Origin of the sequence: Cupriavidus phytohabitans (assembly GCF_017815025.1) — a bacterium.
Classification (GTDB): Bacteria; Pseudomonadota; Gammaproteobacteria; order Burkholderiales; family Burkholderiaceae; genus Cupriavidus.
In genome coordinates, this window is sequence record NZ_JAGIQB010000005.1 from 25330 (window position 1) to 51011 (window position 25682).

At 67.7% G+C, this 25682-nt stretch carries 29 protein-coding genes, 1 tRNA gene and 1 riboswitch; of the genes, 12 read left to right on the top strand and 18 right to left on the bottom strand.

All coding sequences use genetic code 11. From position 1 onward, the window contains the following. Positions 1-352 precede the first annotated feature (352 nt). A complete protein-coding gene (locus J8I34_RS04730; protein WP_029045444.1) occupies positions 353-1423 on the top strand; it encodes a lytic transglycosylase domain-containing protein in 1071 nt (356 codons plus the stop codon). Between the two features lie 88 nt (positions 1424-1511). On the opposite strand, the gene J8I34_RS04735 is transcribed toward J8I34_RS04730, so the two are convergent. From J8I34_RS04735 to glyA, 15 genes are all read right to left on the bottom strand, one after another. Then, on the bottom strand, positions 1512-2693 hold the full coding sequence (locus tag J8I34_RS04735) for a pyridoxal phosphate-dependent aminotransferase (RefSeq protein ID WP_209805462.1): 1182 nt from the start codon (positions 2691-2693) through the stop codon (positions 1512-1514). A gap of 118 nt (positions 2694-2811) precedes the next feature. After that, on the bottom strand, positions 2812-3351 hold the full coding sequence (nusB, locus tag J8I34_RS04740) for a transcription antitermination factor NusB (RefSeq protein ID WP_209805463.1): 540 nt from the start codon (positions 3349-3351) through the stop codon (positions 2812-2814). Continuing rightward, positions 3344-3841, bottom strand: coding sequence for a 6,7-dimethyl-8-ribityllumazine synthase (gene ribH / locus J8I34_RS04745; RefSeq protein WP_029045447.1), 498 nt, complete (start codon positions 3839-3841; stop codon positions 3344-3346). Before ribH ends, nusB begins: the two co-directional genes overlap by 8 nt. 83 nt (positions 3842-3924) lie before the next feature. Then, a complete protein-coding gene (ribBA, locus tag J8I34_RS04750) occupies positions 3925-5034 on the bottom strand; it encodes a bifunctional 3,4-dihydroxy-2-butanone-4-phosphate synthase/GTP cyclohydrolase II (RefSeq protein WP_209805464.1) in 1110 nt (369 codons plus the stop codon). Positions 5035-5272: 238 nt separating this feature from the next. Beyond that, complete coding sequence (locus J8I34_RS04755) at positions 5273-5893, bottom strand: riboflavin synthase (RefSeq protein ID WP_209774029.1); 621 nt, start codon at positions 5891-5893, stop codon at positions 5273-5275. Between the two features lie 38 nt (positions 5894-5931). Further along, positions 5932-7047 (bottom strand): bifunctional diaminohydroxyphosphoribosylaminopyrimidine deaminase/5-amino-6-(5-phosphoribosylamino)uracil reductase RibD, encoded by a 1116-nt coding sequence (gene ribD, locus J8I34_RS04760; protein WP_029045450.1) that lies wholly within the window; start codon positions 7045-7047, stop codon positions 5932-5934. 62 nt (positions 7048-7109) lie between these two features. Then, positions 7110-7676 (bottom strand): GspH/FimT family pseudopilin, encoded by a 567-nt coding sequence (locus J8I34_RS04765; protein ID WP_209805465.1) that lies wholly within the window; start codon positions 7674-7676, stop codon positions 7110-7112. Next, positions 7676-8134: a type IV pilin protein gene (locus J8I34_RS04770; RefSeq protein WP_209805466.1), complete on the bottom strand. Its 459-nt coding sequence runs from the start codon at positions 8132-8134 to the stop codon at positions 7676-7678. Before J8I34_RS04770 ends, J8I34_RS04765 begins: the two co-directional genes overlap by 1 nt. Beyond that, positions 8131-9921: a pilus assembly protein gene (locus tag J8I34_RS04775; protein WP_209805467.1), complete on the bottom strand. Its 1791-nt coding sequence runs from the start codon at positions 9919-9921 to the stop codon at positions 8131-8133. Before J8I34_RS04775 ends, J8I34_RS04770 begins: the two co-directional genes overlap by 4 nt. Further along, entirely contained in the window at positions 9918-10523 is a 606-nt protein-coding gene (locus J8I34_RS04780) for a pilus assembly protein (RefSeq protein WP_209774035.1), read from the bottom strand. Before J8I34_RS04780 ends, J8I34_RS04775 begins: the two co-directional genes overlap by 4 nt. Further along, complete coding sequence (locus J8I34_RS04785) at positions 10517-11431, bottom strand: PilW family protein (protein WP_245175783.1); 915 nt, start codon at positions 11429-11431, stop codon at positions 10517-10519. The genes J8I34_RS04780 and J8I34_RS04785 overlap by 7 nt, the downstream gene beginning before the upstream one ends. Beyond that, a complete protein-coding gene (locus J8I34_RS04790; protein WP_029045456.1) occupies positions 11428-11787 on the bottom strand; it encodes a type IV pilus modification PilV family protein in 360 nt (119 codons plus the stop codon). The genes J8I34_RS04785 and J8I34_RS04790 overlap by 4 nt, the downstream gene beginning before the upstream one ends. 129 nt (positions 11788-11916) lie before the next feature. Then, on the bottom strand, positions 11917-12075 hold the full coding sequence (locus tag J8I34_RS04795; RefSeq protein WP_245175784.1) for a hypothetical protein: 159 nt from the start codon (positions 12073-12075) through the stop codon (positions 11917-11919). A 338-nt stretch (positions 12076-12413) separates the two neighbouring features. Continuing rightward, positions 12414-12881 (bottom strand): transcriptional regulator NrdR, encoded by a 468-nt coding sequence (gene nrdR, locus J8I34_RS04800; protein WP_029045458.1) that lies wholly within the window; start codon positions 12879-12881, stop codon positions 12414-12416. A gap of 157 nt (positions 12882-13038) precedes the next feature. Further along, the gene (gene glyA, locus J8I34_RS04805) at positions 13039-14286 is read right to left on the bottom strand and encodes a serine hydroxymethyltransferase (RefSeq protein WP_029045459.1); all 1248 of its coding nucleotides are present in this window, start codon (positions 14284-14286) and stop codon (positions 13039-13041) included. A gap of 133 nt (positions 14287-14419) precedes the next feature. Next, a riboswitch (ZMP/ZTP riboswitch) is annotated at positions 14420-14521 on the bottom strand. A gap of 154 nt (positions 14522-14675) precedes the next feature. Here glyA and ybgC point away from each other — a divergent pair. The 10 genes from ybgC (at position 14676) to J8I34_RS04855 (ending at position 22390) form a co-directional block, all read left to right on the top strand. Then, a complete protein-coding gene (ybgC, locus tag J8I34_RS04810; RefSeq protein WP_029045460.1) occupies positions 14676-15080 on the top strand; it encodes a tol-pal system-associated acyl-CoA thioesterase in 405 nt (134 codons plus the stop codon). After that, on the top strand, positions 15077-15760 hold the full coding sequence (gene tolQ / locus J8I34_RS04815) for a protein TolQ (protein WP_195427295.1): 684 nt from the start codon (positions 15077-15079) through the stop codon (positions 15758-15760). Before ybgC ends, tolQ begins: the two co-directional genes overlap by 4 nt. A 63-nt stretch (positions 15761-15823) precedes the next feature. Then, positions 15824-16267: a protein TolR gene (tolR, locus tag J8I34_RS04820; RefSeq protein ID WP_029045462.1), complete on the top strand. Its 444-nt coding sequence runs from the start codon at positions 15824-15826 to the stop codon at positions 16265-16267. Between the two features lie 70 nt (positions 16268-16337). Beyond that, positions 16338-17426 carry a cell envelope integrity protein TolA gene (tolA, locus tag J8I34_RS04825; protein ID WP_209805469.1) on the top strand — a complete coding sequence of 363 codons (1089 nt, stop codon included), beginning with the start codon at positions 16338-16340 and terminating at the stop codon, positions 17424-17426. Positions 17427-17632: 206 nt separating this feature from the next. Beyond that, on the top strand, positions 17633-18985 hold the full coding sequence (gene tolB, locus J8I34_RS04830; RefSeq protein ID WP_209805470.1) for a Tol-Pal system beta propeller repeat protein TolB: 1353 nt from the start codon (positions 17633-17635) through the stop codon (positions 18983-18985). 15 nt (positions 18986-19000) lie between these two features. Next, positions 19001-19507 carry a peptidoglycan-associated lipoprotein Pal gene (pal, locus tag J8I34_RS04835; protein ID WP_029045465.1) on the top strand — a complete coding sequence of 169 codons (507 nt, stop codon included), beginning with the start codon at positions 19001-19003 and terminating at the stop codon, positions 19505-19507. A gap of 18 nt (positions 19508-19525) precedes the next feature. Further along, complete coding sequence (gene ybgF / locus J8I34_RS04840) at positions 19526-20284, top strand: tol-pal system protein YbgF (RefSeq protein ID WP_029045466.1); 759 nt, start codon at positions 19526-19528, stop codon at positions 20282-20284. Positions 20285-20410: 126 nt separating this feature from the next. Next, complete coding sequence (gene queC, locus J8I34_RS04845; RefSeq protein ID WP_209774044.1) at positions 20411-21094, top strand: 7-cyano-7-deazaguanine synthase QueC; 684 nt, start codon at positions 20411-20413, stop codon at positions 21092-21094. A gap of 46 nt (positions 21095-21140) precedes the next feature. Beyond that, the gene (locus J8I34_RS04850) at positions 21141-22256 is read left to right on the top strand and encodes a YeeE/YedE family protein (RefSeq protein ID WP_209774047.1); all 1116 of its coding nucleotides are present in this window, start codon (positions 21141-21143) and stop codon (positions 22254-22256) included. A gap of 58 nt (positions 22257-22314) precedes the next feature. After that, positions 22315-22390, top strand: a tRNA-Lys gene (locus tag J8I34_RS04855). 896 nt (positions 22391-23286) lie between these two features. On the opposite strand, the gene J8I34_RS04865 is transcribed toward J8I34_RS04855, so the two are convergent. The 3 genes from J8I34_RS04865 to J8I34_RS04875 all read right to left on the bottom strand — a co-directional run bounded on the left by J8I34_RS04865 (position 23287) and on the right by J8I34_RS04875 (position 24675). After that, positions 23287-23799: a DUF3318 domain-containing protein gene (locus J8I34_RS04865; RefSeq protein ID WP_029045470.1), complete on the bottom strand. Its 513-nt coding sequence runs from the start codon at positions 23797-23799 to the stop codon at positions 23287-23289. Continuing rightward, the gene (locus J8I34_RS04870) at positions 23796-24176 is read right to left on the bottom strand and encodes a phage holin family protein (RefSeq protein ID WP_209805471.1); all 381 of its coding nucleotides are present in this window, start codon (positions 24174-24176) and stop codon (positions 23796-23798) included. The genes J8I34_RS04865 and J8I34_RS04870 overlap by 4 nt, the downstream gene beginning before the upstream one ends. A gap of 172 nt (positions 24177-24348) precedes the next feature. Continuing rightward, positions 24349-24675: an ElaB/YgaM/YqjD family protein gene (locus J8I34_RS04875; protein ID WP_022536174.1), complete on the bottom strand. Its 327-nt coding sequence runs from the start codon at positions 24673-24675 to the stop codon at positions 24349-24351. Between the two features lie 251 nt (positions 24676-24926). On the opposite strand from J8I34_RS04875, the gene J8I34_RS04880 reads away from it, so the two are divergent. After that, entirely contained in the window at positions 24927-25568 is a 642-nt protein-coding gene (locus J8I34_RS04880) for a peroxiredoxin (protein WP_209805472.1), read from the top strand. The last annotated feature ends 114 nt before the right edge of the window (positions 25569-25682 follow it).

The window sequence follows — 25682 nt, forward strand, 5'->3', positions numbered from 1 at the left end:
TGCAACATAGATTTCACCCTTGTGTCAAGGGGTGCACATAGAAAAAGTGCGGGGGGATCGCACGATTCGCTCCAGTCAGATCGAACAGACCGAGGTTACCGGCCCGATGCAATAGCGGGCCGAGGCGGTTGCCTCCGGCAGGGAGCCGGAGCGTTTTGCGGTTGTCGAGATTAGTCGTGGCAGGGTGGGCTCCCCCAGAGTCGACCCTGTTTCCAGTTGGGCGCATGGGGAGCGCCTGCCAACAGATGCTTGGCTGTCACTGCTAGACGGCGCGGCATCCTTACTTGAGTACGTTGAGATCGGGCGTATGCCGCAGTCTGGCATGCGAAGCGGGCAACGGATGGAGGTAAGCATGAGCGGTTGGAAAACCCTTCATCTTCCCGGCATAGGACGCGCCTTGCAGGTTCGCCTCCGACAGCCGGTACCCGGAGTGAGTCGGGCATTGCAGGTCCGTCTCGCGCATCCGGTCGCGGGCCGCGCCTTGCGCGGTGGCCGCACAACGCTGAAGTACGCGCTGAACAGCCTTGGCGTGGTGGCGGTCGTCTCGGCCGTGTCGCTGTGGCTGAGCCAGGAATGGCGCACCACGCTGGCGGCACTGCTGGCTGGCGACGAAGCACCGGCGGTGCTGGTCAGCGCCGCCATGCCGGCAGCTGAAGCTACGCCGGCTGTGGCCAGCGCAGCCGTGCCGGCCCTGTCGGCCGACGCTGCTGCCGCCCGGCTGGCGCGCGGCAAGGGCGGCCTGCCGACGGTTTCCGGCGTGGACGAATGGGGCCTGGCGGCGAACGCCAAGGTGCCGTCGGTCGCGCACCTGGCCGAGCGGATCCCGGTCACGCGCGTGGCGGCGGACGCCCGCAACAGCGCCACGCTCGGCACCGCGCGCGAGCAGGCGGCCGTGGCCGACTACATCGCCCGCAAGTACCGCGTGGCGGCGCAGGCCACCGCGCAACTGGTCAAGGCCGCTTACCTGACCGGCCGCGAGGTCGGCATCGACCCGCTGCTGATCCTGGGCGTGATCGCGATCGAGTCCAGCTTCAACCCGTACGCCGAGAGCGGCGTGGGCGCGCAGGGCCTGATGCAGGTCATGACCAAGGTCCACCAGGACAAGTACGAGGCCGTGGGCGGCGTCGCTGCGGCGCTGAACCCGTACGCCAATATCAAGATCGGTGCGCTGGTGCTGAAGGATTGCATCGCCCGTGCCGGCTCGCTCGAGGGCGGCCTGAAGTACTACGTCGGCGCCACCACGGCGACCGATGGCGGCTACGGCGCCAAGGTGCTGGCCGAGCGTGCCCGCCTGCGCCAGCTGATCGGCGTGCGCGCGGCGCCGGCCGGCAACGGCAAGGCGGGGGTCGACAGCAAGGCGCCGGCCGAGCAAGTGGCCCCGACCCAGAAGCTGGAAGCCAACAACGGGCCGCACAACGCCTGAGGTTTGCACCAGCCTGTAAAGAAAAAGCACCCCGCGGGGTGCTTTTTCTTTACCTGGAGCCCTTTGGAGCCCTTGTCCGGGCACTGGCTCAGCGGAACAGCCTGGCCAGCCGGGACATTGCCTCTTCGATGTTCTCGCGCGAGGTCGCATACGAGATGCGGATGTAGTCGCTTGCTGTATGCGGCCCGAAATCCTGCCCCGGCACCATCACCACGCCCGCATCGTGCAGCATCGCCTGCGTCAGCCGGTCGGCGTCGCCGGCGGCAGGGTGGTTGACGCCGCGGCAGTCGGCATAGACATAGAAGGCGCCGTCCGGGCGCACCGGCACGCGCAGGCCCAGCGATTCCAGCGCCGGCACGATCAGGTCGCGGCGGCGGCGGAACTCGGCCTTGCGCTCGTCGTAGATGGCCAGCGCCTCGGGGGTGAAGCAGGCGAGCGCCGCGTACTGGGCCACGGCGGAGGCGCAGATAAAGAGGTTCTGGGCGACCTTCTCGAACGCCTCGACCAGTGCATCCGGCACCACCAGCCAGCCCAGCCGCCAGCCGGTCATGTTGAAGTACTTGGAGAAGCTGTTCACCGTGACCACGTTATCGTCCAGGCTCAGCGCCGAGACCGGCGCCGCGTCGTACGACAGGCCCTGGTAGATCTCGTCGACGATGGCGAAGCCGTTGCGGGCGCGCACCGCCTGCAGGATGCGGCCGAGCTCGTCGGGCAGGATCGAGGTGCCGGTCGGGTTGGACGGCGTGGCCAGCAGCACGCCACGGGTCTGCTCGCGCCAGTTGGCCTCGACCTGTGCGGCGGTGAGCTGGAAGCGCTCCGCCGGGCCGCTCGGGATCATGCGCGCCGCGCCGTCGAAGGCGGCGACGAAGTGGCGGTTGCACGGGTAGCTGGGATCGGGCATCAGCACTTCGGCGCCAATCTCGACCAGCACCGCGCACGCCAGCAGCAGCGCGCCGGAAGCGCCCGCCGTGACGATCACGCGCCGCGCCGGGATGTCCAGGCCGTAGGCCGTCTTGTAATAGCCGGCGATGGCCTCGCGCAGCGGGTGGATGCCCAGCGCACCGGTGTATTGCGTGACGCCGCGGCGCATCGCCGCCTCGGCCGCGCGCACCACCGGCTCGGCGGCGGTGAAGTCAGGCTCGCCGATGCCCATGTGCACGATATGGCGGCCGGCGCGCTCAAGCTCGGCGGCCTGCTTGGCCAGTTCCATCACGTGGAAGGCATTGATGTTGGCGACGCGGGCGGCGGTGGCAAGACGTTGCATGTCCATGGCGATGGGGAGAGGCGGGCGGAGCCCGATCACAAAAAAATACGTTTAAACGAAAACACCCGCCGCGGCGGGTGTTTCGTCAGGTCCTGGCCGGCGCGGAAGCCGGCCGGTGACCGCCTTAGCGGCGCGCCGCGACCTCGGCCGCGCGCACCTGGGCGGCGAGCTTGTCCAGCACGCCGTTGACGTACTTGTAGCCTTCGACGCCGCCGAAGGTCTTGGTCAGCTCGACCGCTTCGTTGATCACGACCTTGTACGGGATGTCGATGCAGTGCACCAGCTCGTAGCTGCCGACCAGCAGCGCGGCGCGCTCCACCGGCGACAGCTCGTCCACGGTGCGGTCCAGGAACGGCTCGAACGCGGCGGTCAGGCGGGCCTCTTCGCGCACGGCGCCGTTGAGCAGCGCGTCGAAGTGCTCGCGGTCGGCCTTGTTGAAGCCTTGCGCGTCATGCAGGTGGGCCCGGATCGCACCGATGTCGTTGCGGTTCAGCAGCCATTGGTACAGGCCCTGCAATGCCAGCTCGCGCGAGCGGCGGCGCGCGCTCTTGGGCGGTGCCTTGGCTTCGGCGCGGGCCGCGGGCTTGTTGCCAGCGTTATTGCCGGCGGGCTTGCCGCCGTCATTGCCGCCCGCGTTGTCGGGGGCGTTGGACGTATCACTCATCATCGTCCTCATCGTCTTCCTGGCCGCGCAGCGAGTCCAGCGCATCGACCAGGTTAGCCATCTCCACCGCGGCGCGGGCGCAGTCACGGCCCTTTTCGCGGGTGCGGGCATGGGCCTGCTCGTCAGTATCGACGGTCAGGATGCCGTTGGCGACCGGCACGTTGAAATCCAGGCCGACGCGGGTGATGCCAGCGCCGGATTCGTTCGAGACCAGCTCGAAGTGGTAGGTCTCGCCACGCACCACGGCGCCGAGCGCGACCAGCGCGTCGAACTGGCCGCTCTCGGCCATCTTCTGCAGTGCCAGCGGCACTTCCAGCGCGCCGGGAACGGTCACCACCAGGGTGTCCTCGCCTTCGACGCCGAGCTTTTCCAGCTCGGCCACGCAGGCTTCGAGCAGTTCGGCGCAGACAGGCTCGTTGAAGCGGGCCTGCACGATGCCGATACGCAGGCCTTCACCGTCGAGGTTGCTGGGGTAGAAGCCGTGATCCATTGTTCAGTTCTCCAGTTTTCGGGGCGGCCGCGGCGGCGTGGCGCCGCGGCCGGGGTATTGGGGGAAGCTTAGTCCGGGAAGGCTCAGTCGGCCTGGCCGTTCATGGGTTGGTAGCCGGTCACTTCCAGGTCGAAGCCGGTCATGCTGGGCATGCGCTGTTTGGCGGCCAGCACGCACATCTTGCCGACGCCGACATCCTTCAGGATCTGCGCGCCCATGCCGTAGGTGCGCAGGTCCGGCTTGCGGCGGGGGCGGGTTTGCGGCGCGTCCAGCGCGGTGAACTGCGTGAACAGCTGCTCGACGGTGTCGCCGCAGTTCAGCAGCACGATCACGCCGCTGTCGGCCTGGTCGATGGCCTGCATCGCCGCCGGGATGCTCCACGAGTGCGTCGTGGACTTCACTTCCAGCAGGTCCAGCACCGAGAAGGGCTCGTGCACGCGCACCAGCGTTTCCTTGTCCGGCGTCGGCGTGCCGCGCACCAGTGCCAGGTGAGCCTGGCCGGTCGGCTTGTCGCGGTAGGCGATGCTGCGGAAGGTGCCGTATGGCGTCTGCATGTCGCGTTCGCCGACCCGCTCGATGATGCTCTCGGTGCGGCTGCGGTAGTGGATCAGATCGGCAATGGTGCCGATCTTCAGTTCGTGTTCCCGGGCGAACTCGATCAGGTCGGGCAGGCGCGCCATGGTGCCGTCGTCCTTCATGATCTCGCAGATCACGGCGGCGGGCGTCAGGCCGGCCAGCGCGCCCAGGTCGCAACCGGCCTCGGTATGGCCGGCGCGGATCAGCACGCCCCCGGGTTGGGCCGTCAGCGGGAAGATGTGGCCGGGCTGGACCAGGTCAGCCGGCCTGGCGTCGCGGGCCACAGCGGCCTGCACGGTGCGGGCGCGGTCGGCGGCCGAGATGCCGGTGGTCACGCCTTCGGCGGCCTCGATCGACACCGTGAAATTGGTGCCGTGCTGGGTGCCGTTGCGGGTGACCATGGGGTGCAGGTCCAGCTGGCGGCAGCGCTCGGCGGTCAGCGTCAGGCAGATCAGGCCGCGGCCATGCTTGGCCATGAAGTTGATCGCTTCCGGCGTGACGAAGTCGGCAGCCAGCACCAGGTCACCTTCATTCTCGCGGTCTTCCTCGTCGACAAGGATGACCATGCGGCCGGCACGGATGTCGGCAATGATGTCTTCGGTACGGGCGATTGTCATGGCGTGCAGGACGGCAAATTGAGGCGAAACGAGCGAAATGCCGCGAATAAGGCGGACGGGAACGGTGGCCGCGTCGGAAGGCGGCCGGACTGAGGCGGGGCGTCGGGCCGGCCGGCCTTGGCATATACGCCCGGCAGGGTGCCCAGTCAAGCCCGCTATTGTACGCCAAGGCAGGTCGCACGGGCGGCCGTGCCGCGGGAAAGTGCGGCGCGGGGCCGGGCCTGGCGAACTCAGGGACTTACTTGCCGGCGTCGGCGGTGGACAGCATCCGCTCCACATAGCGCGCGATCAGGTCGATCTCCAGGTTCACGCGGGCGCCGGGCTTCAACTCCTGCAGCGTGGTGACCTCGACCGTGTGCGGGATCAGGTTGATCGAGAACACGCAGCCGTCGGCTTCGTCGCTGACGCGGTTGACGGTCAGCGAGACGCCGTTGACCACCACCGAGCCCTTGTAGGCCAGGTAGCGGGCCAGCTCGCGCGGAGCGCGGATGCGCAGCTCATGCGATTCGCCGACGGGCGCGAAATGCACCACTTCGCCCAGCCCGTCGACGTGCCCGGAGACCAGGTGGCCGCCGAGGCGATCGGCCAGCCGCAGCGCCTTCTCCAGGTTGACGCGCCCGGCGCGCTCCAGGCCGACGGTCTTGTCGAGCGACTCGCGCGAGACCTCGACGTCGAAGCTGTCCGCGTCCATGGCGATCACCGTCATGCAGGCGCCCTGGATCGCGATGCTGTCGCCGATGATCACATCGGACAGGTCCAGGCCGCCCGCGGCGATATGCAGGCGCACGCCGGCATCGGCGGCGCCCAGCGGGGTTACGGTTTCAATGCGGCCGACGGCCGCGACAATGCCTGTGAACATGGTGGTGTCTTCTGTCTTGGTCAATCTGGGTTGGGCGATCAGGCGTCGTTGCGGCGCGCGATCAGCCGCAGGTCATCGCCGATCTGCCGGATTTCATGCCAGCGGAACTGCGCGGCATCCTGCAGCCGCGCCAGCGGCGGCAGGTTGAACATGCCCTGCGCATCGCCGAGCAGCTTGGGCGCCAGGTAGATCAGCAGCTCGTCGGCGCAGTGTTCGCGCACCAGCGAGCCATTGAGCTTGAAGCCCGCTTCGACGTGCAATTCGTTGATGCCGCGCCGGCCCAGTTCCTGCAGCATCCGGGGCAGCTCGACCTTGCCATGCGGGTTGGGCAGGACCACCACTTCGGCGCCGCGCGCTTCCAGCGCCCGCTGGCGTTCGCGGTCTTCCACCGCGCAGAACACCAGTACCGGCTTGGCGAACTCGCCGGCGTCCGGGGTCAGGATCTTTGCGTCGAGCGGCACTTCCAGCCGCGAATCGACCAGGACCCGCTGCGGCTGGCGTGGGGTGGCGAGCGCGCGCACGGTCAGCGCGGGGTCGTCGTCGCGGACCGTGCCGATGCCGGTCAGGATCGCGCAGGCGCGTGCGCGCCAGGCATGGCCGTCGTCGCGAGCCGCCTGGCCGGTGATCCACTGGCTGGTGCCGTCATGCAGCGCGGTGCCGCCGTCCATCGACGCCGCCACCTTGACCCGCACCCACGGCAGCCCGCGTGTCATGCGCGACACGAAGCCGATATTGAGATCGCGCGCTTCCTTTTCCAGCAGGCCGCAGCGCACGTCGATGCCGGCATCGCGCAGCCGCTGCAGGCCGCGTCCGGATACCGAGGGGTTTGGGTCTTCCATGGCCGCCACCACCCGCGCCACGCCGGCGCGCACCAGCGCATCGGCGCATGGGGGCGTGCGGCCGAAGTGGCTGCACGGCTCGAGCGTGACGTAGGCGGTGGCGCCGTCCGGATCCAGCCCGCGCGACAGCGCGTCTTTCATCGCCTGGATCTCGGCATGGTCCTGTCCGGCCGGCTGGGTGTAGCCCTGGCCGATGACCTTGCCGTCCTTGACCAGCACGCAGCCGACGCGCGGATTGGGCGTGGTGGTGAACATGCCCCGCGCGGCGAGCGCGAGGGCCTGTTGCATGGCGGCGTGGTCGGTATCGGAAAACATGGCGCCTGTAGCTCGTGGCCGGTTTGCGGTGGATGGAGGAGAGTCTGTCCGGGGGTCCAGGGTTACGGCGGCTCAGGGCCGTCCGCCGCGTCGCAATCGCTGTCGCGGCCCGGCGTGCAGAGCCGGATGCGGCCCTGGGCGCCAAGCCGCACCTGGCGCTGCGCGCCGCGGCAGCTGAGCGCGAAGGTGGCGGCCTGGAAGCCGCCTTGCTCAGACCGAGAGTATCCCACAGGCAGGAATTTCAGCCCATTGGTGCCACGGGCGGTCTGGCGCAGGGTGACTGACAGGCAGGCCATGCCGGGCTCCACGACGGACAGTACGGTGCGTCCCTTTATGGCGCCGGGGTTCGCGACCAACTGCCAGCCATGATCCAGCGTAGTCTCCCCCGCCAGCGGTTCAAGCATCACTTCCGTGCGCCGTCCCAGCGCCGTGGCCCGGGCCAGCGCCAGCGACGCCGCCAGGCGGTCGGCGGCGAGTGCGACCTGCTGGCGGGCGAGCAGGTCCTGGAATGTCGGATAGGCCGCCGCGGCAAGGATGGCCATGACGGCCAGCGCGGTCAGCAGCTCCGCCAGGGTCAGGCCGCACTCGCCGCGGTGGATGCGGTGGATGCTGGCAGGGCGGGCGGTCATCAGCACTCCGGGGGTCTTGCCTGTGCCGTGGCCTGGCCGGCGGGCAGCACCAGCCATTGACCGGTGCTGCGCAGGATCAGCACACCACATTGCGGGTCGGGCTGCCGGGGCTTGGCGCGCAATTCGACGCAGGCATCCAGTGTTTCCTCCGCGCACGCACCGGCCGTCAACGTGTGTCGGACGGTGCCGGTGGCGGGTATCTGCCGCGGCCATTGGCCGGCGGGGACGTCTGCGCCAGGTTCCGCGGCGAATGTCATGGCGCCTGCGGCGTGGCGCTCCAGTTGCAGCATCGCCTCGGTCAGCGCCGCGCGGGCCTGTGCGCGCCAGCCCCGCTGCAAATAGTGGTGCCATGCCGGCAAGGCAATGGCCGCGAGCACGGCAACGATCGCCAACGCCGTGGCAAGCTCGATCAGGCTGAAGCCATGTCCCTGGCGGCAATGTTTATAGGCAAGGCTCATGGCTTGTCCTCGGTTGCCGGTCCGATGATCTCGCGCCACCGCAGCCTGCCGGTCCGACGGCTGGCCAACGTTTGCGTCAGCAGCGTGGCCCCCTTGCCGTCGGCCGCCCACAGCGACAGTGCGTACGCCTCGCTCGCGGACAGGCCCGGCGTTGTGGCTCCGCCTGGCACTGGCGTAGTGTTGACGAAGACGGTTGCCCCCGCCGGCAGCACCTGGCCTGTTGCCATGTGCACGGCTTGCCCACGGCTGTCCCGAACCACGGAGTCGCCGGTCGCGGCAAGTACGAGGTAGCCACGCCGGACGCCGTCAGGCGTGCGTGTCACAAACATCAGGTGGCCGGGAAACACGGATTCGAGCTGCTCGACCTGCTCGCCGGGATGGAGCAGCGTCAACTGCCAGCCGGCGTATGGCGCGGCGTCGGCCTTTGCCGCGGGCGCGCGCAGGATGTAGCCGCCGTCGCTGGCTTGTATTGCGATCTGCGCAGGCACAGCGCCCGGCGTGCTGCCCTGCGCCGGGTCCGGAACGGCCGACAGGCCGTTACCACCGCCATAGACCACGACCGGCGCCGTCGGCGAACCGAGCAGCACCGGTGCCTCGTCCACCGGAGGCTGGGCCTGGCCCGGCGTGCTGTGCAGGCAAGCGGCCACGCCCGCGCCCGCCAGCGGGAATCGCCACAGCTGCCCGGCGTCGTCCGTGGCATAGGCAGCGACTGCCTGGCCTGCCATGTCGGCCAGCACGCTGACGGCGATGAGGTCGGCCATTGCCGGCTTGTCCGCGCAGTCGCGCTCGGGCAGCGGCAGCAAGCGAGGCGCGTACTTCCCCGCCCATGCCGCGCCCGCGGGCTTGTCCAGGGGCAGCAGCAACAGGCCGGAGCGGCCATAAAGCGCCCGGTCCAGCGTGACGACGGCATGCCAGCGCACGCCAGCCGTATCGGGAATGCCCGCCGCACGTATCGGGCCGCGCGCGGAGATGGGCAGCGTGTCGGAGGCGGTGGCTTCCCACAGCATGCCGAAGGGCTGCAGTGCCTCCGGATCTGACACGTCGAGCGCCAGCACCGCGGCCGGGTTGCCGGTGGCAGGGCTGCCGACGATGCCGCAAAGCAATACCGTGCGCCATTCGCCGCGCACGGTCACGTCCTGCGCTTCGGGGCGTGGGCAGGGCGCCGGCAGCAGCGGCGCACCGGCCTGCGGCAGTGCGAGGGCATAGGGCAACAAGGTCCGCGGCAGGTAGGCCGCGCGCTCGTCGCCGGTGACCGCATCGAAGGCATGCAGCAGGCCGTCGGCGGTGCCCAGCCAGGCCATGTGCCGGCGCAGCCCGTAGCGCACGCGAAAGGCGGTGTGCCCGGGTTTGCCGGGTGCCCATGCCGGTGGCGCCACCACGCGCACGCGGGCCCCCGCGGCATGGCCGAGGGCTGTGTCGCGCGGCCGCAGTCCCGACACGGACTGTGCGCCGCGCAGCCAGTCCAGTCGGGCGCTCTGATCGCCGTTGCCGCTCGTTGCCGCGGCTGGCTCCACCAGTTGTTCCGGTGCTTCATCGGTGGGCGCCGACGATGTAACGATGCGACGCGATGCCGGGGGGCGCTGGTCCAGCAGGTTGCCGGCTTCCCAAAGGTAAGACGCCGGCGAAGCGCCTGCCGCCCCCTGCCAGCCGAGCGCGAACAGGCGGCCGGTCCATGGGTAGGCCCCCTCTGTGGTGCGGTAAGCGAGCGGCAACCGCCCGGCATCGGTGTCGGCAGCGGCGGCGCTCAGCCAGGTGAAGGCAAGCACAATCACGGCAAGGTGTCTCATGGCTGGACCTCGCTCTGCACGACCGCGCGTACGGCCCGGCTGCGCCCGAAGCCGATGGCCGTGATCCGGATCCTTGGGCCCGGCTGGCTGGTGGCCGGACTGTCCGCTACCGCATGGCCGGCCGGCGCCTGGTCCAGCAGCTCGGCGACGTAGCGGGGCAAGTCGCGCGTCCCGGCGGTGCCTGGCGGCAGCACGGGCAGCGTCGCGCCGGTGAAGCGGCCCAGCGGCACGCCGACCGCATCGGCGTCGGCACCGTCCAGCAGCCATGGTTGCCAGACCGGCGTGCCGCCTGCAGCAGGCAGGCAGATGCCGGCCTGCAGTCCGGTGCCGCAGTGGCCGGGTTCGGGCATGGGGTCAAGACGGCCGCTTTGGCCCTTGCCTGCCGCCGCCGCCAGCAAGTCGGCTTCGCCATCGAGCAGCGCGACCTCGGCCGCCCGGAATGCGATCTCGCGATCCAGTTGCATGACCGTGAGTTGCCGGCCGGCCATCAGCATCTGCAGCGTGGCGGCGGCCAGCAGCAGGACCAGCAGCAGCATCGTGCCGCATAGCAGCAGCGTGGCGGCGCCTGACTGGCGCGCGGGCAGCGGTTGTCGGGTCAGCATAGCGTGTCCTGGCAGCGTGGCAGGTTGCGCAGCCGTACCGTGGTGGCGAAGACGCGGCGGGCGGTGCCTGGCACGCCCGGGCCGGCGGCATCCAGGTCGGCGGCGGCGCTCCCGGCGGGTGGCGGCGGCTCGGCGTTCTCCTGGCCCGCCGCCGAGCCGGGCCGGTCGCCACGCACGGCCAGCGCGACCTGCACGGCCAGTACGCGCTCCCATGCCGCTGCGCCCTGCGCCTGGATCGTGGCGGCCGGTTCATAGCGGTCGGCCACGCCGTCGCCGTCGGTGTCCAGGCCGTAGCGGAACTGCAGCGACTCGACGCCGCGGACCAGCGCGCCGGAAGTCCAGCCGGTGCCATCGATCGTTCCCTGGCGGCGGGTCGGGTAGCGGCACAGCAGCTGCGGCACGCCGTCGCTGCCGGCTGCGACGTAGATCAGGTTGGCCGCGACGTAGTCAGGCGTCCCGTAGGGACCGGCCTGTTGCGCGGCGACGCCATAGCCGCTGCAGTCGGTCATGGTCTGGTCCGGTTGCGCCAGCGCTCCCGGCAGTCCGCTGCCGTCGAAACGCACCAGCAGCGCATCGCTGCGTCCGACCCCGGCCCTGGCGCAGGACGGCAGGGGACCGATGGCTGGCTGGCCGCAATTGTCGGCACCGCTGACGGCAGGGAATGCCGTCACTGCGGCGGTCGCCGCGCCCGCCGGTGCCATCCGCCAGCCGGCCTGCCGCAGCAACAGCGTGATGACGGCCAGCGCGCGCTGGCCGCGCTCTTCGAGCAGGATGCGGTCGGCGATCACGAGGTATGCCGCCTGTGCCGCGAGGAATGTCGATACCGCGGCTGCGGCAATGACCAGTCCGAGCGTCATGCCGACCAACAGCTCCACCAGCGTGTATCCCGGCATGGTGCGAAGTCTCAAGGCCGCACCCACAATGCCATGCCTGACAGGCCATCCGTGCCGCCGCTCCATGTTGCGGTAACCAGCTTGTCAGCTTCCGCGCAAAGGCGCAGCGTCGGCGTTCCGGCGCACCGGTCAGGTATCGCCACGGCAGCGTCGGTCTCGGCGAACTCAAGCGCAAGGCGCGCTGACCGGTTGATGGTTTCCTGCTCGCGCAGATGGCCCATTGCCTGGGGCGCGAGGCCCATCAAAGGCAGCAGCCCTGTGCCCAGGACGAACAACGCGCAAAGCGAATCGTGCAGCGTGAAGCCATCTGGTCCACGGCGGGTACTGGCGAGCTGTGGCGTGGACGTACGGTAGCGATGCAGATGCGGCATGGGGAGTCACCGTGGCTGGCAGGGACCCCCAAGATAGCTGCCGGACGTGCGCGGCTACGTTTCCGAGCGTGAAGAATCTGCGGAATGTTGTGTCGGTTCAGCGCCGGCGAGGGCTGGCTGCAACTCGCCTCACTGGCACGCTGTCGTCTGCGTCGCCTGCGGCCGGCGGACACGCACCCGGCCGAGCTGGCTGATGTCGACCAGCCGCTGGTTGCCGTTGCCCAGCGTCAGCAGCAACTGCGCGGATTGCATGACATCCGCCAGCGTGCGCGTATAGCCGACTGGCAAGAGTCGGTCCACTGCGTGTAGACCGGGAAGCCGTCCTTGTAGGACGCATAGCTCGAAATCGCTTCCGGCGTCGGCTGCTGGCCTTGCAGGTAGCGGATGCTTTCGTAGTACAGCTCGCTGACCGGGTCGAGCGACTTGTACACGCCGGAGCGGCCAAACTGGTTCAGGTAGTTCTTGTCGACCGTGGACGCGCCGACATACGAAAAAGGCGTTCCGACTTCGTTATCTTGTTATTTCGGACTGCTTATTTCAGCCTGCATTCCGGCCCTTTTTGTGTCTTTGCACGGGCTCGAATGGAATGCAACGGGGATTAAACAACTAGTAATTCGTTACTTTTGCTACCCCTTCCGAGGGGTGGACGCCGCGAACTCGTCCAGTACGTCGCGGAATTCCGACACATCCTCGAAACTCCGGTACACCGACGCAAAGCGGATATAGGCGATCTTGTCGAGCTTGCGCAGCTCGCGCATCACCAACTCGCCGACCTGGCTGCTGGCGATTTCTTTCTCGCCCAGCGACAGCAGTCTTTCCTCGATGCGGGTGATGGCTTCATCGATGGCTTCAGCCGAGACCGGACGCTTGCGCAACGCCAGGCGCATCGAATCCTTCAGCTTGGCGCGCGCGTAGTCGACGCGCGAACCGTTTTTCTTGACGATGGCGGGGAAGAACAGCTCGATCCGCTCATAGGTGGTGAAGCGGCGGTCGCAGGACTCGCAGCGGCGGCGCCGGCGTACGGCATCGCCGTCTTCCGACATGCGCGTGTCGAGCACCTGGGTATTGGAATGACCGCAAAAGGGGCATTTCATGCCTGACCACCTTCAGTTGAATTCCGCCGCCTGTTCCGCGTGGGTGTTCCGCGGAGGCGGGGCGGGTTGGCGAGGCCCGCAAGCCGGACCGCCTGTGTCATGTGACAGGGCGCGGCTTGCGGGGCTGCCGGCCACCCTCGCGGGTGGCCTGGAAGCATCAGCCGTAGACCGGGAAACGCTTGGTCAGGGCAGCCACCTGCTCGCGCACGCTGGCGATGTTGGCGGCGTCGTGCGGGTTCTCCAGCACGTCGGCGATCAGGTTGCCGACGATGCGCGCTTCTTCTTCCTTGAAGCCGCGGGTGGTCATGGCCGGCGAGCCCAGGCGGATGCCCGAGGTCACGAACGGCTTTTCCGGATCGTTCGGGATGGCGTTCTTGTTGACGGTGATGTGCGCCTCGCCCAGGATGCGCTCGGCGTCCTTGCCGGTGATGTTCTTGGCGCGCAGGTCGACCAGCATCACGTGGCTTTCGGTGCGGCCCGAGACGATGCGCAGGCCGCGCGCGATCAGGGTCTCGGCCAGTACGGCGGCGTTCTTCACCACTTGCTGCTGGTATTCCTTGAACTCGGGCGTCAGCGCTTCCTTGAACGCCACCGCCTTGCCGGCGATCACGTGCATCAGCGGGCCGCCCTGGATGCCAGGGAAGATCGCCGAGTTGATGGCCTTCTCATGCTCGGCCTTCATCAGGATCACGCCGCCGCGCGGGCCGCGCAGGCTCTTGTGCGTGGTGGTGGTGACAAAGTCGGCGTGCGGCACCGGGTTCGGGTAGACACCAGCGGCGATCAGGCCGGCGTAGTGGGCCATGTCGACCATGAAATAGGCACCGATCGACTTGGCGACGCGGCTGATGCGCTCGAAGTCGATGCGCAGCGCGAAGGCCGAGGCGCCGGCGATGATCAGCTTGGGCTTTTTCTCTTGCGCCAGCTTTTCCAGCGCGTCGTAGTCGATGTCTTCCTGCGCGTTCAGGCCATAGCTGACCACGTTGAACCACTTGCCGCTCATGTTCAGCGCCATGCCGTGGGTCAGGTGGCCGCCTTCGGCCAGGCTCATGCCCATGATGGTGTCGCCCGGCTTGAGCACGGCGAAGTACACGCCCTGGTTGGCCTGCGAACCCGAATTGGGCTGCACGTTGGCGGCTTCGGCGCCGAACAGCTGCTTGACGCGGTCGATGGCGAGCTGCTCGACCATGTCGACAAACTCGCAGCCACCGTAGTAGCGCTTGCCGGGATAGCCCTCGGCGTACTTGTTGGTCAGTTGCGAACCCTGCGCGGCCATCACGGCCGGCGAGGTGTAGTTTTCGGAGGCGATCAGCTCGATGTGGTCTTCCTGCCGCTGGTTTTCCTTCTGGATGGCGGCAAAGACCTCAGGGTCGATCTGGTCGATCGTGAAACGGCTGCGTTCGAACATGGCGAGACTCGTCTGAAAAAAGGGAATCCGATTCAAGCATCGGGAGCATCGGTTAGGGCGCGCGGGGAAGGCTAGCGGCGACCGGCGCTGGCGGCACTTTGCAGCCGTCGGCGCAGGGCGCACCCTGCTTCCCATTCGCTGCCCAGGCGAGCGGCAGGCGTGTGAAACGACACGCCAGAGAACTTGCGCTTCCTCGTGGTAGTGCCCACTGACTTCGCCAGTCGCGCAAGGTGGAATGGTTGCGCGCAGTGTAGCGCGTAGAGTGCGCCCGCCGCAAGCCGTCAACCCGCCAGCCAAGGCTGGTCAAGGGCTGGCCAGCAACTTGCTGTTGCAAACTCGTACCGCGGGTTTACACGAAACCGCGTTCGCTCTCCGTTACAATCGCGGCCATGACAAACTTTGTCTGGACCCTGCGGGTGTACTGGGAAGACACCGACGCGGGTGGCGTAGTGTTCTACGCCAACTACCTCAAGTTCTTCGAACGGGCCCGCACCGAGTGGCTGCGTTCGCTCGGTATCGAGCAGCAGGCGCTGGCCGACGAGGCCGGCGTGGTCTTCATCGTCCGTAGCACGGCGGTGGACTACAATGCGCCCGCCCGCCTCGATGACCAGCTCGAGATCCGAACGCGCATCGACCGGGTCGGCCCGGCCTCGGTCCAGTTCACGCAGGAAGCCTGGCGTGACGAGTTGATGCTTGCATCCGGCGCCATCCGCGTCGGATGTGTCGATCGAAGCACTTTCCGTCCCGCCCCGATCCCCGCCCCCGTCCTAGCTACCATCAAGTCCGCCCGATGAATCCCGTGACCGTCACGCAAGACATGTCGATCGTAACGCTGGTGCTCCACGCCAGCCTGCTGGCACAGGCCGTCATGGCGCTGTTGCTCGTCATGTCGCTGTTTTCGTGGACCTATATCTTCCGCAAGCACCTGGCGCTGCGCTCGGCGCGCACCCAGACAGAGGGGTTCGAGCGCGACTTCTGGGCTGGCGGCGACCTGCAGGCGCTATATAACAGTGCCGTCAACAACCGCCACAACACCGGCGCGCTCGAGCGGATCTTCGAATCCGGCATGGGCGAGTTCCTGAAGGCGCGCGAGCGCGGCAACGATTCCGGCGCGCTGCTCGACGCGGCCCGCCGCGCCATGCGCGCCGCCTACCAGCGCGAGATGGATGTGCTCGAGTCGCACCTGCCGTTCCTGGCCTCGGTGGGCTCGGTCAGCCCGTACATCGGCCTGTTCGGCACGGTGTGGGGGATCATGAACGCGTTCCGCGGCCTGTCGAATGTGCAGCAGGCCACGCTGGCATCGGTGGCCCCCGGCATTGCCGAGGCGCTGGTGGCCACTGCGATCGGCCTGTTCGCGGCGATCCCGGCGGTGATCGCCTATAACCGCTATGCCACCGAAATCGACCGCCTCGCGATCCGTTTCGAAAGCTTCATGGAAGAGTTCCTGAACATCCTGCAACGGCAGGCGCGCTAACCGAATCCAGCACGGGTGGCACAGGCGAGCGGCCTGGTTCCCGTCGTTTCCAGGAGTCCTGCAATGGCAGCCATTCAGCGCCGCGGCGGTTCGCGCCGCCGGGCAAGCGCCGACATCAATGTCGTGCCATATATCGACGTCATGCTCGTGCTGCTGGTCATCTTCATGGTGGCAGCGCCGATCGTGAGCCCCGCCACCGTGGACTTGCCCACCGTGGCCAACGCCACGCCGCAGCAGAAGGCGCCCCCGATCGTCGTCACCGTGCACGAGAATGGCGACCTGACCGCGCGCGGCAAGGACAACGCCGGCAATGCCTTCGAGCGCAAGCTCGACAAGCAGGGCCTGCTCGATTTCGTGCACCAGCGCCAGAACGAGAACCCGGACCAGCCGGTGGTGATCGCCGCCGATCGTTCGGTGAAGTATGAAGCCGTGCTCGATGTCATGTCGGTCCTGAAGGCCGACGGCATCAAGCGCGTGGGCCTGATGGTCAAGTCCAAGACTTCCTGACGCGTTGAACCCGTATAGAAGCCGCATTGATGCGCCCGACTGACAGCCTTTGCGATTGCCGTTGCGCCCGATGAATACCGTCGCCGCCTATCCCTACCAGCCGGTGAAAGAGCGGGGAACCATGCGTTCCTTCACGCTCGCGCTCGTCATGCACCTGCTGCTGGGCATCGTGCTGTACTACGGCGTGCACTGGCAGAGCAGCACGCCGGTCGGCGCCGAGGCCGAGCTGTGGGAAGAGATTCCCGCCGCCACCGCGCCGCCACCGCCGCAGCGCGAGCCCGAGCCCGAGCCGGTGGTGCAGCCGCGCCCCGTGCCCGCGCCGCCGGCGCCGCAGGTGAAGAGCAAGGTCGAGGAAGACGCCGACATCGCGCTCGAAAAGAAGAAGCGCCAGGCCGAGGCTGCCGCGCGCGAGGAAGCCGAGCGCAAGGAAACGGCCCGCAAGGAGGCCGCGCGCAAGGAAGAGGCCCGGAAGGAAGAGGCCCGCAAGGAAGAAGCGCGCAAGGAAGAAGCGCGCAAGGAAGCCGAGCGGAAAGAGGCCGAACGCAAAGTGGCCGAGCGCAAGGAAGCTGAACGCAAGGAAGCGCAGCGCAAGGAAGACGCGAAGAAAAAGGCCGCGCAGCAGGAGCAGGACCGCAAGGAACAGGCGGAGCGCGAGCGCAAGGAAGCCGCCGACGCCAAGGCCAGGGCGCAGGCCGACGCCAAGGCGAAGGCCCAGGCCGAGGCGAAGGCCAAGTCACAGGCCGATGCCAAGGCCAAGGCGCAGTCGGAGGCGGCTGCCAATGCACAGCGCAAGAGCGAGCTGGCGCGCCTGCAGGCGCTGGCCGGTGGCGGCGCCGGCGGCGGCGGCGTGGGCAGCACGACCGGCGCGGGCGCCGGTGGCGGCGGCAAGGCGTCGCCGGGCTATGCCGACCGCGTGCGCCGCCGGGTGAAGCCGAACATCGTGTTCACGGAAGACGTGCCAGGCAATCCGAGCGCGGTGGTATCGGTGCGACTGGCACCGGACGGCTCGCTGATGTCTGCGCGGCTGTCCAAGTCCAGCGGCAATTCGGCGTGGGACAACGCCGTGCTGCGCGCGGTCGAGCGTTCTGACCCGCTGCCGCGCGACGAGGACGGCAAGGCGCCGGCCAGCTTTACTATCACCTTCCGGCCGAAGGACTGAGTGACCGGCACGCCATGATTTGCAACATAATGCAACCTTCATCGCCGGCTTTTAGTCCCAACGCTACGATGGCAGGTTGCCTGACGCAGCCGGCAGTGTGCAGACCGCACGCACAACGGGGATGCGCCATGCGCGGTCCTGCCCGTGTTGCCGTCTGCCTGATTCCTGCCGTGCCCGACGAATCTTGAAATCGACTGAGGAGCAGCATGCGAAAGCTTTGGGCCCCCAACTGGCTGTCCGAGAGGCGGCACCATGCAAACCAACGAGCCGCCCGCCGGGCGGGACGCCGCGCGCTGATGGCGTGGCTGGCCGCGGCACTGACCGTGGCCGCCGGCGCCGCGCACGCGCAGCTCAACGTTGAAATCTCCGGGGTCGGCTCCAGCCAGATCCCGGTCGCTACCGCCAATTTCCAGGGCGAGGCCCAGGCCCCGCAAAACCTGACCGCGATCATCCGTGCCGACCTGGCGCGCAGCGGCCGCCTGCGCAATGTCGACCCGGGCGGCGCCACGGTGGCGGAATCCGCCAATGTCGACCTGGGCAGCTGGAAGTCGCGCGGCGCCGACGCCTTCGTCGCCGGCAGCGTGACCCCGGCAGGCGGCGGCCAGTACGAGGTGCGTTTCCGCCTGTACGACACGGTCAAGGGCCAGAGCCTGGGCGGGCTGGCCTTCACCGTCAACCAGGCCCAGCTGCGCGTGACCGCGCACAAGATCGCCGACTACATCTATGAAAAGCTGCTGGGCGAGCGCGGCGTGTTTGCCACGCGCCTGTCGTACGTGTCCAAGGTGGGCGGCAAATACCAGCTGCTGATCTCGGACTCGGATGGCCAGAACTCGCAGGTGGCGCTGACCAGCAACGAGCCGATCATCTCGCCGTCGTGGTCGCCGGACGGCCGCCGCGTGGCCTATGTCTCGTTCGAAGCCAAGAAGCCGGTCGTGTACGTGCACGATCTCGCCAGCGGCAAGCGCACGCTGGTGTCGAACCAGAAGGGCAACAACAGCGCGCCGTCGTGGTCGCCTGACGGCCAGCGCCTGGCGCTGGCGCTGTCGCGCGACGGCAATACCCAGATCTACCAGGTGAACGCCGACGGTTCGGGCATCCGCCGCCTGTCGCGCAGCAGCGCCATCGACACCGAGCCGCAGTACTCGCCCGATGGCCGCAGCATCTACTTCACCAGCGACCGCGGCGGTGCGCCGCAGGTCTATCGCATGCCCGCCGGCGGCGAAGAAGCCGGCGCGGCACAGCGTGTCACCTTCAAGGGCAGCTACAACGTGAGCCCGCGCGTCTCGCCGGACGGCAAGTACCTGGCGTACATCTCGCGCGCGGGCGGCTTCAAGCTGCAACTGCAGGACCTGAGCAACGGCGACGTGACGTCGCTGACGGATACGGCCAACGACGAGGCCCCGAGCTTCGCCGCCAACGGCAAGTACATTCTCTATGCCACCCGCGTGGGCGGTCGCGCGGTGCTGGCGGCGGTGTCCACTGACGGGCGTACCCGGCAGGTTCTGTCCCTCCAGTCCGGCGATGTTCGCGAGCCGTCCTGGGGTCCTTTCATGCAATAACAGGAGTCATTCACCATGCCCCAACTGATGAGCAAAACCCTTGCCGTCGCCGCACTGCTGGCCCTGGGCGCCTGCAGCTCCGGCGTCAAGCTGGACGACACCGCCAACGGCGCCGGCAAGGCCGGCACGGGTGCGGACCCGCGCGCCGTCACGCCGGTGACCGCTGCCGATCCGTTGAACGACCCGAACAGCCCGCTGGCCAAGCGCAGCGTGTACTTCGACTTCGACAGCTACACCGTCAAGTCCGACTACCAGGGCATGCTGACCGAGCACGCGAAGTACCTGGGCGGCAACAAGGGCCGCAAGATCCTGATCCAGGGCAACACCGACGAGCGTGGCACCAGCGAGTACAACCTGGCGCTGGGCCAGAAGCGCGCCGAAGCCGTGCGCCGTTCGCTGGCCTCGATGGGCGTGCCCGACGGCCAGATGGAAGCCGTGAGCCTGGGCAAGGAAAAGCCCAAGGCCACCGGCCACGATGAAGCCTCGTGGGCGGAAAACCGCCGCGCGGACATCAACTACTGATCTGCGGACTGACCCTCCATGAAAGCACGCGTATCCACCCTGTTGTGGCTTGCCGCCGTCGCCGGCGGCGGCATGCTCCCGCTCACGCAGGCGCAGGCCGGTGTGTTCGACGATGACGAGGCCCGCAAGGCGGTCATCGGCCTGCGCGACCAGTTCAACGGTTTCCAGGCGACCGCCACGCAGCGCATCGAGCAGAACAGCCGCACCACGCTCGACATGCAGAACCAGCTCGAGGGCATGCGCCAGGAAGTGGCGCGGCTGCGCGGCCAGAACGAAGTGCTGCAGAACACGGTGGACACGCTGCAGAAGCAGCAGAAAGACTACTACGCCGACCTCGATGCGCGCCTGAAGAAATTCGAGCCGCAACAGGTCACGGTCGAAGGCCGCGAAGGCGTGTCGCAGCCGGGCGAAAAGCCCGAATATGACGCCGCGCTCAAGCAGTTCCAGGCGGGCGACTTCAAGAGCGCAGGGAATTCGTTCTCGGCGTTCGTCAAGAAGTACCCGCAGAGCCCGTACCTGCCGCTGGCGCAGTACTGGCTCGGCAACTCGCTGTATGCGCAGCGCGACTACAAGGGGTCCACCTTCGTGCTGCAGAACATGGTCAACGCCAGCCCGACGCACCCCAAGGTGCCGGACGCGATGATCGCCATTGCCAACAACCAGCTCGAGTCCGGCCAGAAGGCGGCCGCGCGCAAGACGCTGGAGCAGGTGGTGGCCAAGTATCCTGGCACCGAAGGCGCACAGGCGGCGAGCAACCGGCTCAAGACGCTGAAATAAGCGTCGGCGGCGGCGCGCCGCCCGCTGCTGCAAGGCCCGCTTCGGCGGGCCTTTCTCGTTTGTCGCGCTAGAATATGCGATTCGCCTGAATGTTCTTGCGCGCCGCCCCGGTGCGCCTCCCGCACCATGACCAAACGCGCCATCGTCCTGCTTTCCGGCGGACTCGACTCCGCCACCGTACTTGCCATGGCCCGCGCCCAGGGTTTCGAGACCTATGCGCTGTCGATGCGCTATGGCCAGCGCCACTCTTCTGAACTGGAGGCCGCGAAGCGCGTGGCTGCGGCGCTGGGCGCCACCCGCCACGAAATCGTCGACCTCGACCTGCGCCGCTTCGGCGGGTCGGCGCTGACCGACGACGCGCTGGAAGTGCCCACCGACGGCGCCACCGGCGGCATCCCCGTCACTTACGTGCCGGCGCGCAACACCATCATGCTGTCGCTGGCGCTCGGCTGGGCCGAGGCCGTGGGTGGTCGCGACCTCTTCTTCGGCGCCAATGCGGTGGACTACTCCGGCTACCCCGATTGCCGGCCCGAGTACGTCGCCGCCTACGAAACCCTGGCCAACCTCGCCACCAAGGCGGGCGTCGAGGGCGACCGCTTCCGCGTGCACGCGCCCATCATCGACATGACCAAGGCCGAGATCATCCGCGCCGGCATCGGCCTGGGCGTCGACTACAGCCTGACGGTGTCGTGCTACCAGGCCGACGACGACGGCCGCGCCTGCGGCCTGTGCGACTCGTGCCGGATCCGCCGCGCCGGCTTCGAGGCCGCAGGCGTGCCCGATCCGACCCGCTATCAGGGCGCCGCCTGAACATACCGAACTGAACGCCGCCAGAAGCCGTCCCCCTCCCAACGACATGCCTGAAATCGACCTTGCCGCGCTCTCGCGCACTGTGCTGCTGAGCACGTTCGTCCTGACCTTCCTGTTCGGCGCTGTCCTGCAGCGCACGCACTTCTGCACCATGGGCGCAGTCTCCGACGTGGTCAACATGGGCGACTGGACCCGCGCGCGCATGTGGGGCCTGGCCATCGGCGTGGCCATGATCGGCACCGGCGTGCTGGCCTGGAGCGGCGCAGTCGATCCGACCAAGACCATCTACGCCGCCAGCAAGCTGGGATGGCTTTCGGCGCTGGCCGGCGGGCTGATGTTTGGCTTCGGCATGGTGCTGGCATCGGGATGCGGCAGCAAGACGCTGGTGCGCATCGGCGCGGGCAACCTGAAGTCGCTGGTGGTGTTCGTGTTCCTGGGGCTGTCTGCCTACATGACGCTGCGTGGCCTGTTCGGCGTGGTACGCGTCAATACCGTCGACGCGGTGGCGGTCACGCTGCCAACCACGCAGGACCTGCCGTCGGTGCTGGCGCAGGGCACGGGCATGGGGCGCGGCGTGCTGCAGCTCGGCCTCGGGCTGCTGCTCGGCGGCGTGCTGGTGGTGTGGGCGCTGGCGGGCCGCGGCTTCCGCTCGTTCGACAACCTGCTCGGCGGTATCGGCGTCGGACTGATCATCGTGGCGATGTGGTACGTATCCGGCCACCTGGGCTACGTCGCCGAGGATCCGAACACGCTCGAAGAACTGTTCATGTCGACCAACTCGGGCCGCATGGAAAGCCTGAGCTTCGTCGCGCCGTACGCCTATACGCTCGACTGGCTGATGATGTTCAGCGACAAGAGCAAGGTGCTGACCATCGGCATCGTCAGCGTGTTCGGCGTAATTGCCGGCGCGGCGGTCTATGCGCTGGCCACGCGCACGTTCCGCTGGGAAGGCTTCGGCAATGCCGAGGACGTGGCCAACCATATGGTCGGCGGTATCCTGATGGGAGCGGGCGGCGTGACCGCGCTGGGCTGCACGGTGGGGCAGGGGCTGTCAGGCGTGTCGACGCTGGCAATCGGGTCCTTTATCGCGCTGGCCGGCATCCTTCTGGGTGCAGTGCTGGCGTTCCGCTACCAAATGTGGCGGTTGGAGCGCATGGTGTGAATGGCGAACGCTTGACAGTCGGGAAGCTGTGTCACTATAATCGCGGTTCTGTTTTTTCGGGTCGTTAGCTCAGTCGGTAGAGCAGCGGACTTTTAATCCGTTGGTCGCGTGTTCGAGTCACGCACGACCCACCAGCATTCGAAGTACACGAAGGCCTGCGCAATGCGCAGGCCTTCGTCGTTTTCAGGTTGCAAAACGCATCCTCCAAGGGATCCGGGTCTCCGTCTCCTCGCGTTGCGCAAACCACACGCGATGCCGCCGCAGCCGCCGGCGTGCAGATTCCAGCGCAAAAGCCCGCGAAATCATTGGTTTAACCAGATCGAGTTAGAGACTTGTTGTCTTATCCACATGAGAATGAGCAGCGGACCTGCCATGGCAGGCGCGGCGGGAGACCCAGATGAATTGAGCCGGGCCACCACCCGGCAGGATTCCATATGCGGCAAGCGGGTGAATCGTTACCAGCCAGTGGCCACGTGCTGCGCATCATCTGGCCGTTCGTTCCGGTTGTGGTCGCGCTGGCGTTGTTCAGCATCGCCAGCCTTGACCTGTTCTCGGCCGCGCGCGCCTTCGTCGCCGGCGAGAGCCAGTGGTCCAAGGGCCAGAAGAATGCGGTGCTGCATCTGCTGCGCTACGGCGAAGACCGCAATCCCGCAGATTTCACCGCTTATCTGGCCGCCATTGCGATTCCGCTGGGCGATCATCGCGCCCGGCTGGAGCTCGACCGCGACGAGCCGGGCCTGGAACGCGTGCGCGAAGGGCTGCTTGCAGGCGGCAACCACCCGGAAGACATCCCGCGGATGGTCCGGCTTTACCGCAATTTCCGCCATATCCACGAGGTCGATGCCGCGATCCGCGTGTGGGCCGCCGGCGACGAAGAGATCGCCGCGTTGCACGAGCAGGCGCTGGCACTGCGCCGGCTGGCCGACCGGCCTGGCTGCGACGACGATTGCGTGGCGCCCGTGCTGCGCCGGATCGCGCAGATCGGTGCCATCCGCGACGGCGCGGACGGGCTGAGGCGCAAGCGCGAGCCTCAGGGAACGAGCGGGTCGCGGAAGCCGGTGTCGGCCGCAGCCGCGCCCGGCGAGGGGGAAGCCGTGGTGTCCGGCGCGGTGGCAGGCGGAATCGCCTGCCGCTTGGCGTCACGCCAGGTGTTGTAGACCCAGTACGCCGCGCCGGCCGCCAGGCCGACCTTGGACAGCTTCCAGGTCCAGCGCAGCACCGGCGTGCGCCGGAGCAGCGGCAGCGCCAGCGTGACGGCGGTGCTCAGCAGCGGGTAGTCCTTGGTGATGCCCGCCACTTTCATCAGCGAGCCGGGCCGCGCGATGCGCGGCAGCCAGCTGGCAAAGTTTCCCAGCCGGCGCGCGCCGCCGCGTACCTGGTGCAGCGCCTGCAGGCAGTCGTGGCGTTCCAGCGCCGCGCGCGTGAGCAGCAGTTCCTTGCGCACCTCCAGCGGCAAACGGACTTCCTGCGTGAAGCGGACGGGCCGTGTGTGCTCGCGGCGGTTGCGCTCGTTCGCGCCTTCTTCGGGTTCCAGGGTGGTCATCGGCGCAGGATCTCCCGGTCTTTGTCGATTTCGGCGAGCGTGGCCTCGAACATCGGCGGGGCGTTACGCACCAGGTTGCGCGCGTACGCCAGGCAGCCGGCGCACAGCAGCAGGTAGACGATCACCAGCACGCCCAGCGCCTGCCAGCCGTAGCTGTTCCAGAACAGGATGGCGACGAGCGCGGTAAAGGTGACCAGCGCGATGCCGAAGAACACCAGCCCGAAGCAGGCCAGCAGGGCGACCTTCATCAGGCGCGTGCGTTCCTCGGCGAATTCGACGCTGGCAAGTTCCAGGCGGGTCTGGACCATGGCAACCACCGAGTTGAGGAGGTTGCGCACGGATTCCAGCAATTTGGGAGAGGGGGTGGGTTCGCTCATGGATTCGCTCGGCGGCTCCGGCGTGAAAGCGGCACGCCGGCCTGGCCGTGCGCGCCTTTCTGCGGACGGGGCCGGGCGCCGCTGTGCGGGCCCCCGGGCCTCTGGCAACCCGTGCCTCGCGCAGGTTGCCGCTCTGGTGCGGCACCTGGAGCCGCACCGGGACTACAGCCGCTTACTTGCGGTTCAGCAGCAGACCGACCAGCAGGCCCACGCCGGCCGCCACGCCCACGGCGCGCCACGGGTGGTCGTGCACGTAGTCGTCGGTGGCGCGAGCTGCCGCCTTGCTCTTGGTCACGACGGCATCCTGCAGGTCCTGGGCCTTTTCTTTGGCTTGCTTGAGCAGACCCATGCCGCGCTCGCGCAGTTCGGCGGCTTTTTCGCCGGTGGTCGAAGCGGCTTGCTTCAGCAGCTCCTCGGCGTCGGACAGTACGGTCTTGACATCGCTCATCAGTTTCTCCTGTTTGCGGGCGGTTGGTTCGGTTTGTGCGGATTCTGACATTTTCTACGCTCCGAGGCTAACGGCATTGTCTGTCTGATACTTAGCATATGTGGCGGGCGACGGTGGTTTCAAGGCCACGTGCGTCAACGCCGGTATCGGCGAGGCCATTGCCAGCATGCCCGAAAGCGCGTGAAAAGGCTGTCAGAAAATGTCTATATGACTACGAGTGATTTTGTCGTGACTTTATATTCGTTTGGGTTGGATATCAATCGGGATACGCTGGTTCCACATCGAAATCAGGAGATCTGAACATGGCATTGCGTCTCGGCGATATCGCCCCGGACTTCGAGCAGGATTCGAGCGAAGGCCGCATCCGCTTCCATGAGTGGCTCGGCGACGGCTGGGGCGTGCTATTTTCGCACCCGGCCGACTACACGCCGGTGTGCACCACCGAACTGGGCCTGACGGCAAAGCTGAAGGAAGAGTTCGCGCGCCGCCGCGTCAAGGCGATCGCGCTGTCGGTCGATGGCGTGGAATCGCACCACGGCTGGATCCGCGACATCAACGAGACCCAGTCGACCACGGTCAATTTCCCGATCCTGGCCGACGGCGACCGCAAGGTCTCGCAGCTGTACGACATGATCCACCCGAACGCCAGCGAGACCCTGACGGTGCGCTCGCTGTTCATCATCGATCCGAAGAAGAAGGTGCGCCTGATCATCACCTACCCGGCAAGCACGGGGCGCAACTTCAACGAGATCCTGCGCGTTATCGACTCGCTGCAGCTGACCGACAACCATAGCGTGGCCACGCCCGGCAACTGGCAGGACGGCGACGACGTGGTGATCGTGCCCTCGCTGAAGGACGAGGCCGTGATCCGCGAGAAATTCCCGAAGGGCTACACGGCCGTGCGGCCGTACCTGCGGCTGACGCCGCAGCCCGACAAGGCATGACGATCAAATGAAAGCGGCCCCGCAATATGCGGGGCCGGCGTCCAGAACAGGTGTTTTATCGACGGGGGCAGCCTCGTCGTCTCCTTGGTAGTGTGCTTGGCCCGGCTTTGCAGC

What these genes read in the sequence shown, in the direction of transcription:
- J8I34_RS04730 (WP_029045444.1), top strand. Translation starts at nt 353, where the DNA reads ATGAGCGGTTGGAAAACCCTTCATCTTCCCGGCATAGGACGCGCCTTG.
- J8I34_RS04735 (WP_209805462.1), bottom strand. Translation starts at nt 2,693, where the DNA reads ATGGACATGCAACGTCTTGCCACCGCCGCCCGCGTCGCCAACATCAAT.
- nusB (WP_209805463.1), bottom strand. Translation starts at nt 3,351, where the DNA reads ATGAGTGATACGTCCAACGCCCCCGACAACGCGGGCGGCAATGACGGC.
- ribH (WP_029045447.1), bottom strand. Translation starts at nt 3,841, where the DNA reads ATGGATCACGGCTTCTACCCCAGCAACCTCGACGGTGAAGGCCTGCGT.
- ribBA (WP_209805464.1), bottom strand. Translation starts at nt 5,034, where the DNA reads ATGACAATCGCCCGTACCGAAGACATCATTGCCGACATCCGTGCCGGC.
- J8I34_RS04755 (WP_209774029.1), bottom strand. Translation starts at nt 5,893, where the DNA reads ATGTTCACAGGCATTGTCGCGGCCGTCGGCCGCATTGAAACCGTAACC.
- ribD (WP_029045450.1), bottom strand. Translation starts at nt 7,047, where the DNA reads ATGTTTTCCGATACCGACCACGCCGCCATGCAACAGGCCCTCGCGCTC.
- J8I34_RS04765 (WP_209805465.1), bottom strand. Translation starts at nt 7,676, where the DNA reads ATGACCGCCCGCCCTGCCAGCATCCACCGCATCCACCGCGGCGAGTGC.
- J8I34_RS04770 (WP_209805466.1), bottom strand. Translation starts at nt 8,134, where the DNA reads ATGAGCCTTGCCTATAAACATTGCCGCCAGGGACATGGCTTCAGCCTG.
- J8I34_RS04775 (WP_209805467.1), bottom strand. Translation starts at nt 9,921, where the DNA reads ATGAGACACCTTGCCGTGATTGTGCTTGCCTTCACCTGGCTGAGCGCC.
- J8I34_RS04780 (WP_209774035.1), bottom strand. Translation starts at nt 10,523, where the DNA reads ATGCTGACCCGACAACCGCTGCCCGCGCGCCAGTCAGGCGCCGCCACG.
- J8I34_RS04790 (WP_029045456.1), bottom strand. Translation starts at nt 11,787, where the DNA reads ATGCCGCATCTGCATCGCTACCGTACGTCCACGCCACAGCTCGCCAGT.
- nrdR (WP_029045458.1), bottom strand. Translation starts at nt 12,881, where the DNA reads ATGAAATGCCCCTTTTGCGGTCATTCCAATACCCAGGTGCTCGACACG.
- glyA (WP_029045459.1), bottom strand. Translation starts at nt 14,286, where the DNA reads ATGTTCGAACGCAGCCGTTTCACGATCGACCAGATCGACCCTGAGGTC.
- ybgC (WP_029045460.1), top strand. Translation starts at nt 14,676, where the DNA reads ATGACAAACTTTGTCTGGACCCTGCGGGTGTACTGGGAAGACACCGAC.
- tolQ (WP_195427295.1), top strand. Translation starts at nt 15,077, where the DNA reads ATGAATCCCGTGACCGTCACGCAAGACATGTCGATCGTAACGCTGGTG.
- tolR (WP_029045462.1), top strand. Translation starts at nt 15,824, where the DNA reads ATGGCAGCCATTCAGCGCCGCGGCGGTTCGCGCCGCCGGGCAAGCGCC.
- tolA (WP_209805469.1), top strand. Translation starts at nt 16,338, where the DNA reads ATGAATACCGTCGCCGCCTATCCCTACCAGCCGGTGAAAGAGCGGGGA.
- tolB (WP_209805470.1), top strand. Translation starts at nt 17,633, where the DNA reads ATGCGAAAGCTTTGGGCCCCCAACTGGCTGTCCGAGAGGCGGCACCAT.
- pal (WP_029045465.1), top strand. Translation starts at nt 19,001, where the DNA reads ATGCCCCAACTGATGAGCAAAACCCTTGCCGTCGCCGCACTGCTGGCC.
- ybgF (WP_029045466.1), top strand. Translation starts at nt 19,526, where the DNA reads ATGAAAGCACGCGTATCCACCCTGTTGTGGCTTGCCGCCGTCGCCGGC.
- queC (WP_209774044.1), top strand. Translation starts at nt 20,411, where the DNA reads ATGACCAAACGCGCCATCGTCCTGCTTTCCGGCGGACTCGACTCCGCC.
- J8I34_RS04850 (WP_209774047.1), top strand. Translation starts at nt 21,141, where the DNA reads ATGCCTGAAATCGACCTTGCCGCGCTCTCGCGCACTGTGCTGCTGAGC.
- J8I34_RS04865 (WP_029045470.1), bottom strand. Translation starts at nt 23,799, where the DNA reads ATGACCACCCTGGAACCCGAAGAAGGCGCGAACGAGCGCAACCGCCGC.
- J8I34_RS04870 (WP_209805471.1), bottom strand. Translation starts at nt 24,176, where the DNA reads ATGAGCGAACCCACCCCCTCTCCCAAATTGCTGGAATCCGTGCGCAAC.
- J8I34_RS04875 (WP_022536174.1), bottom strand. Translation starts at nt 24,675, where the DNA reads ATGTCAGAATCCGCACAAACCGAACCAACCGCCCGCAAACAGGAGAAA.
- J8I34_RS04880 (WP_209805472.1), top strand. Translation starts at nt 24,927, where the DNA reads ATGGCATTGCGTCTCGGCGATATCGCCCCGGACTTCGAGCAGGATTCG.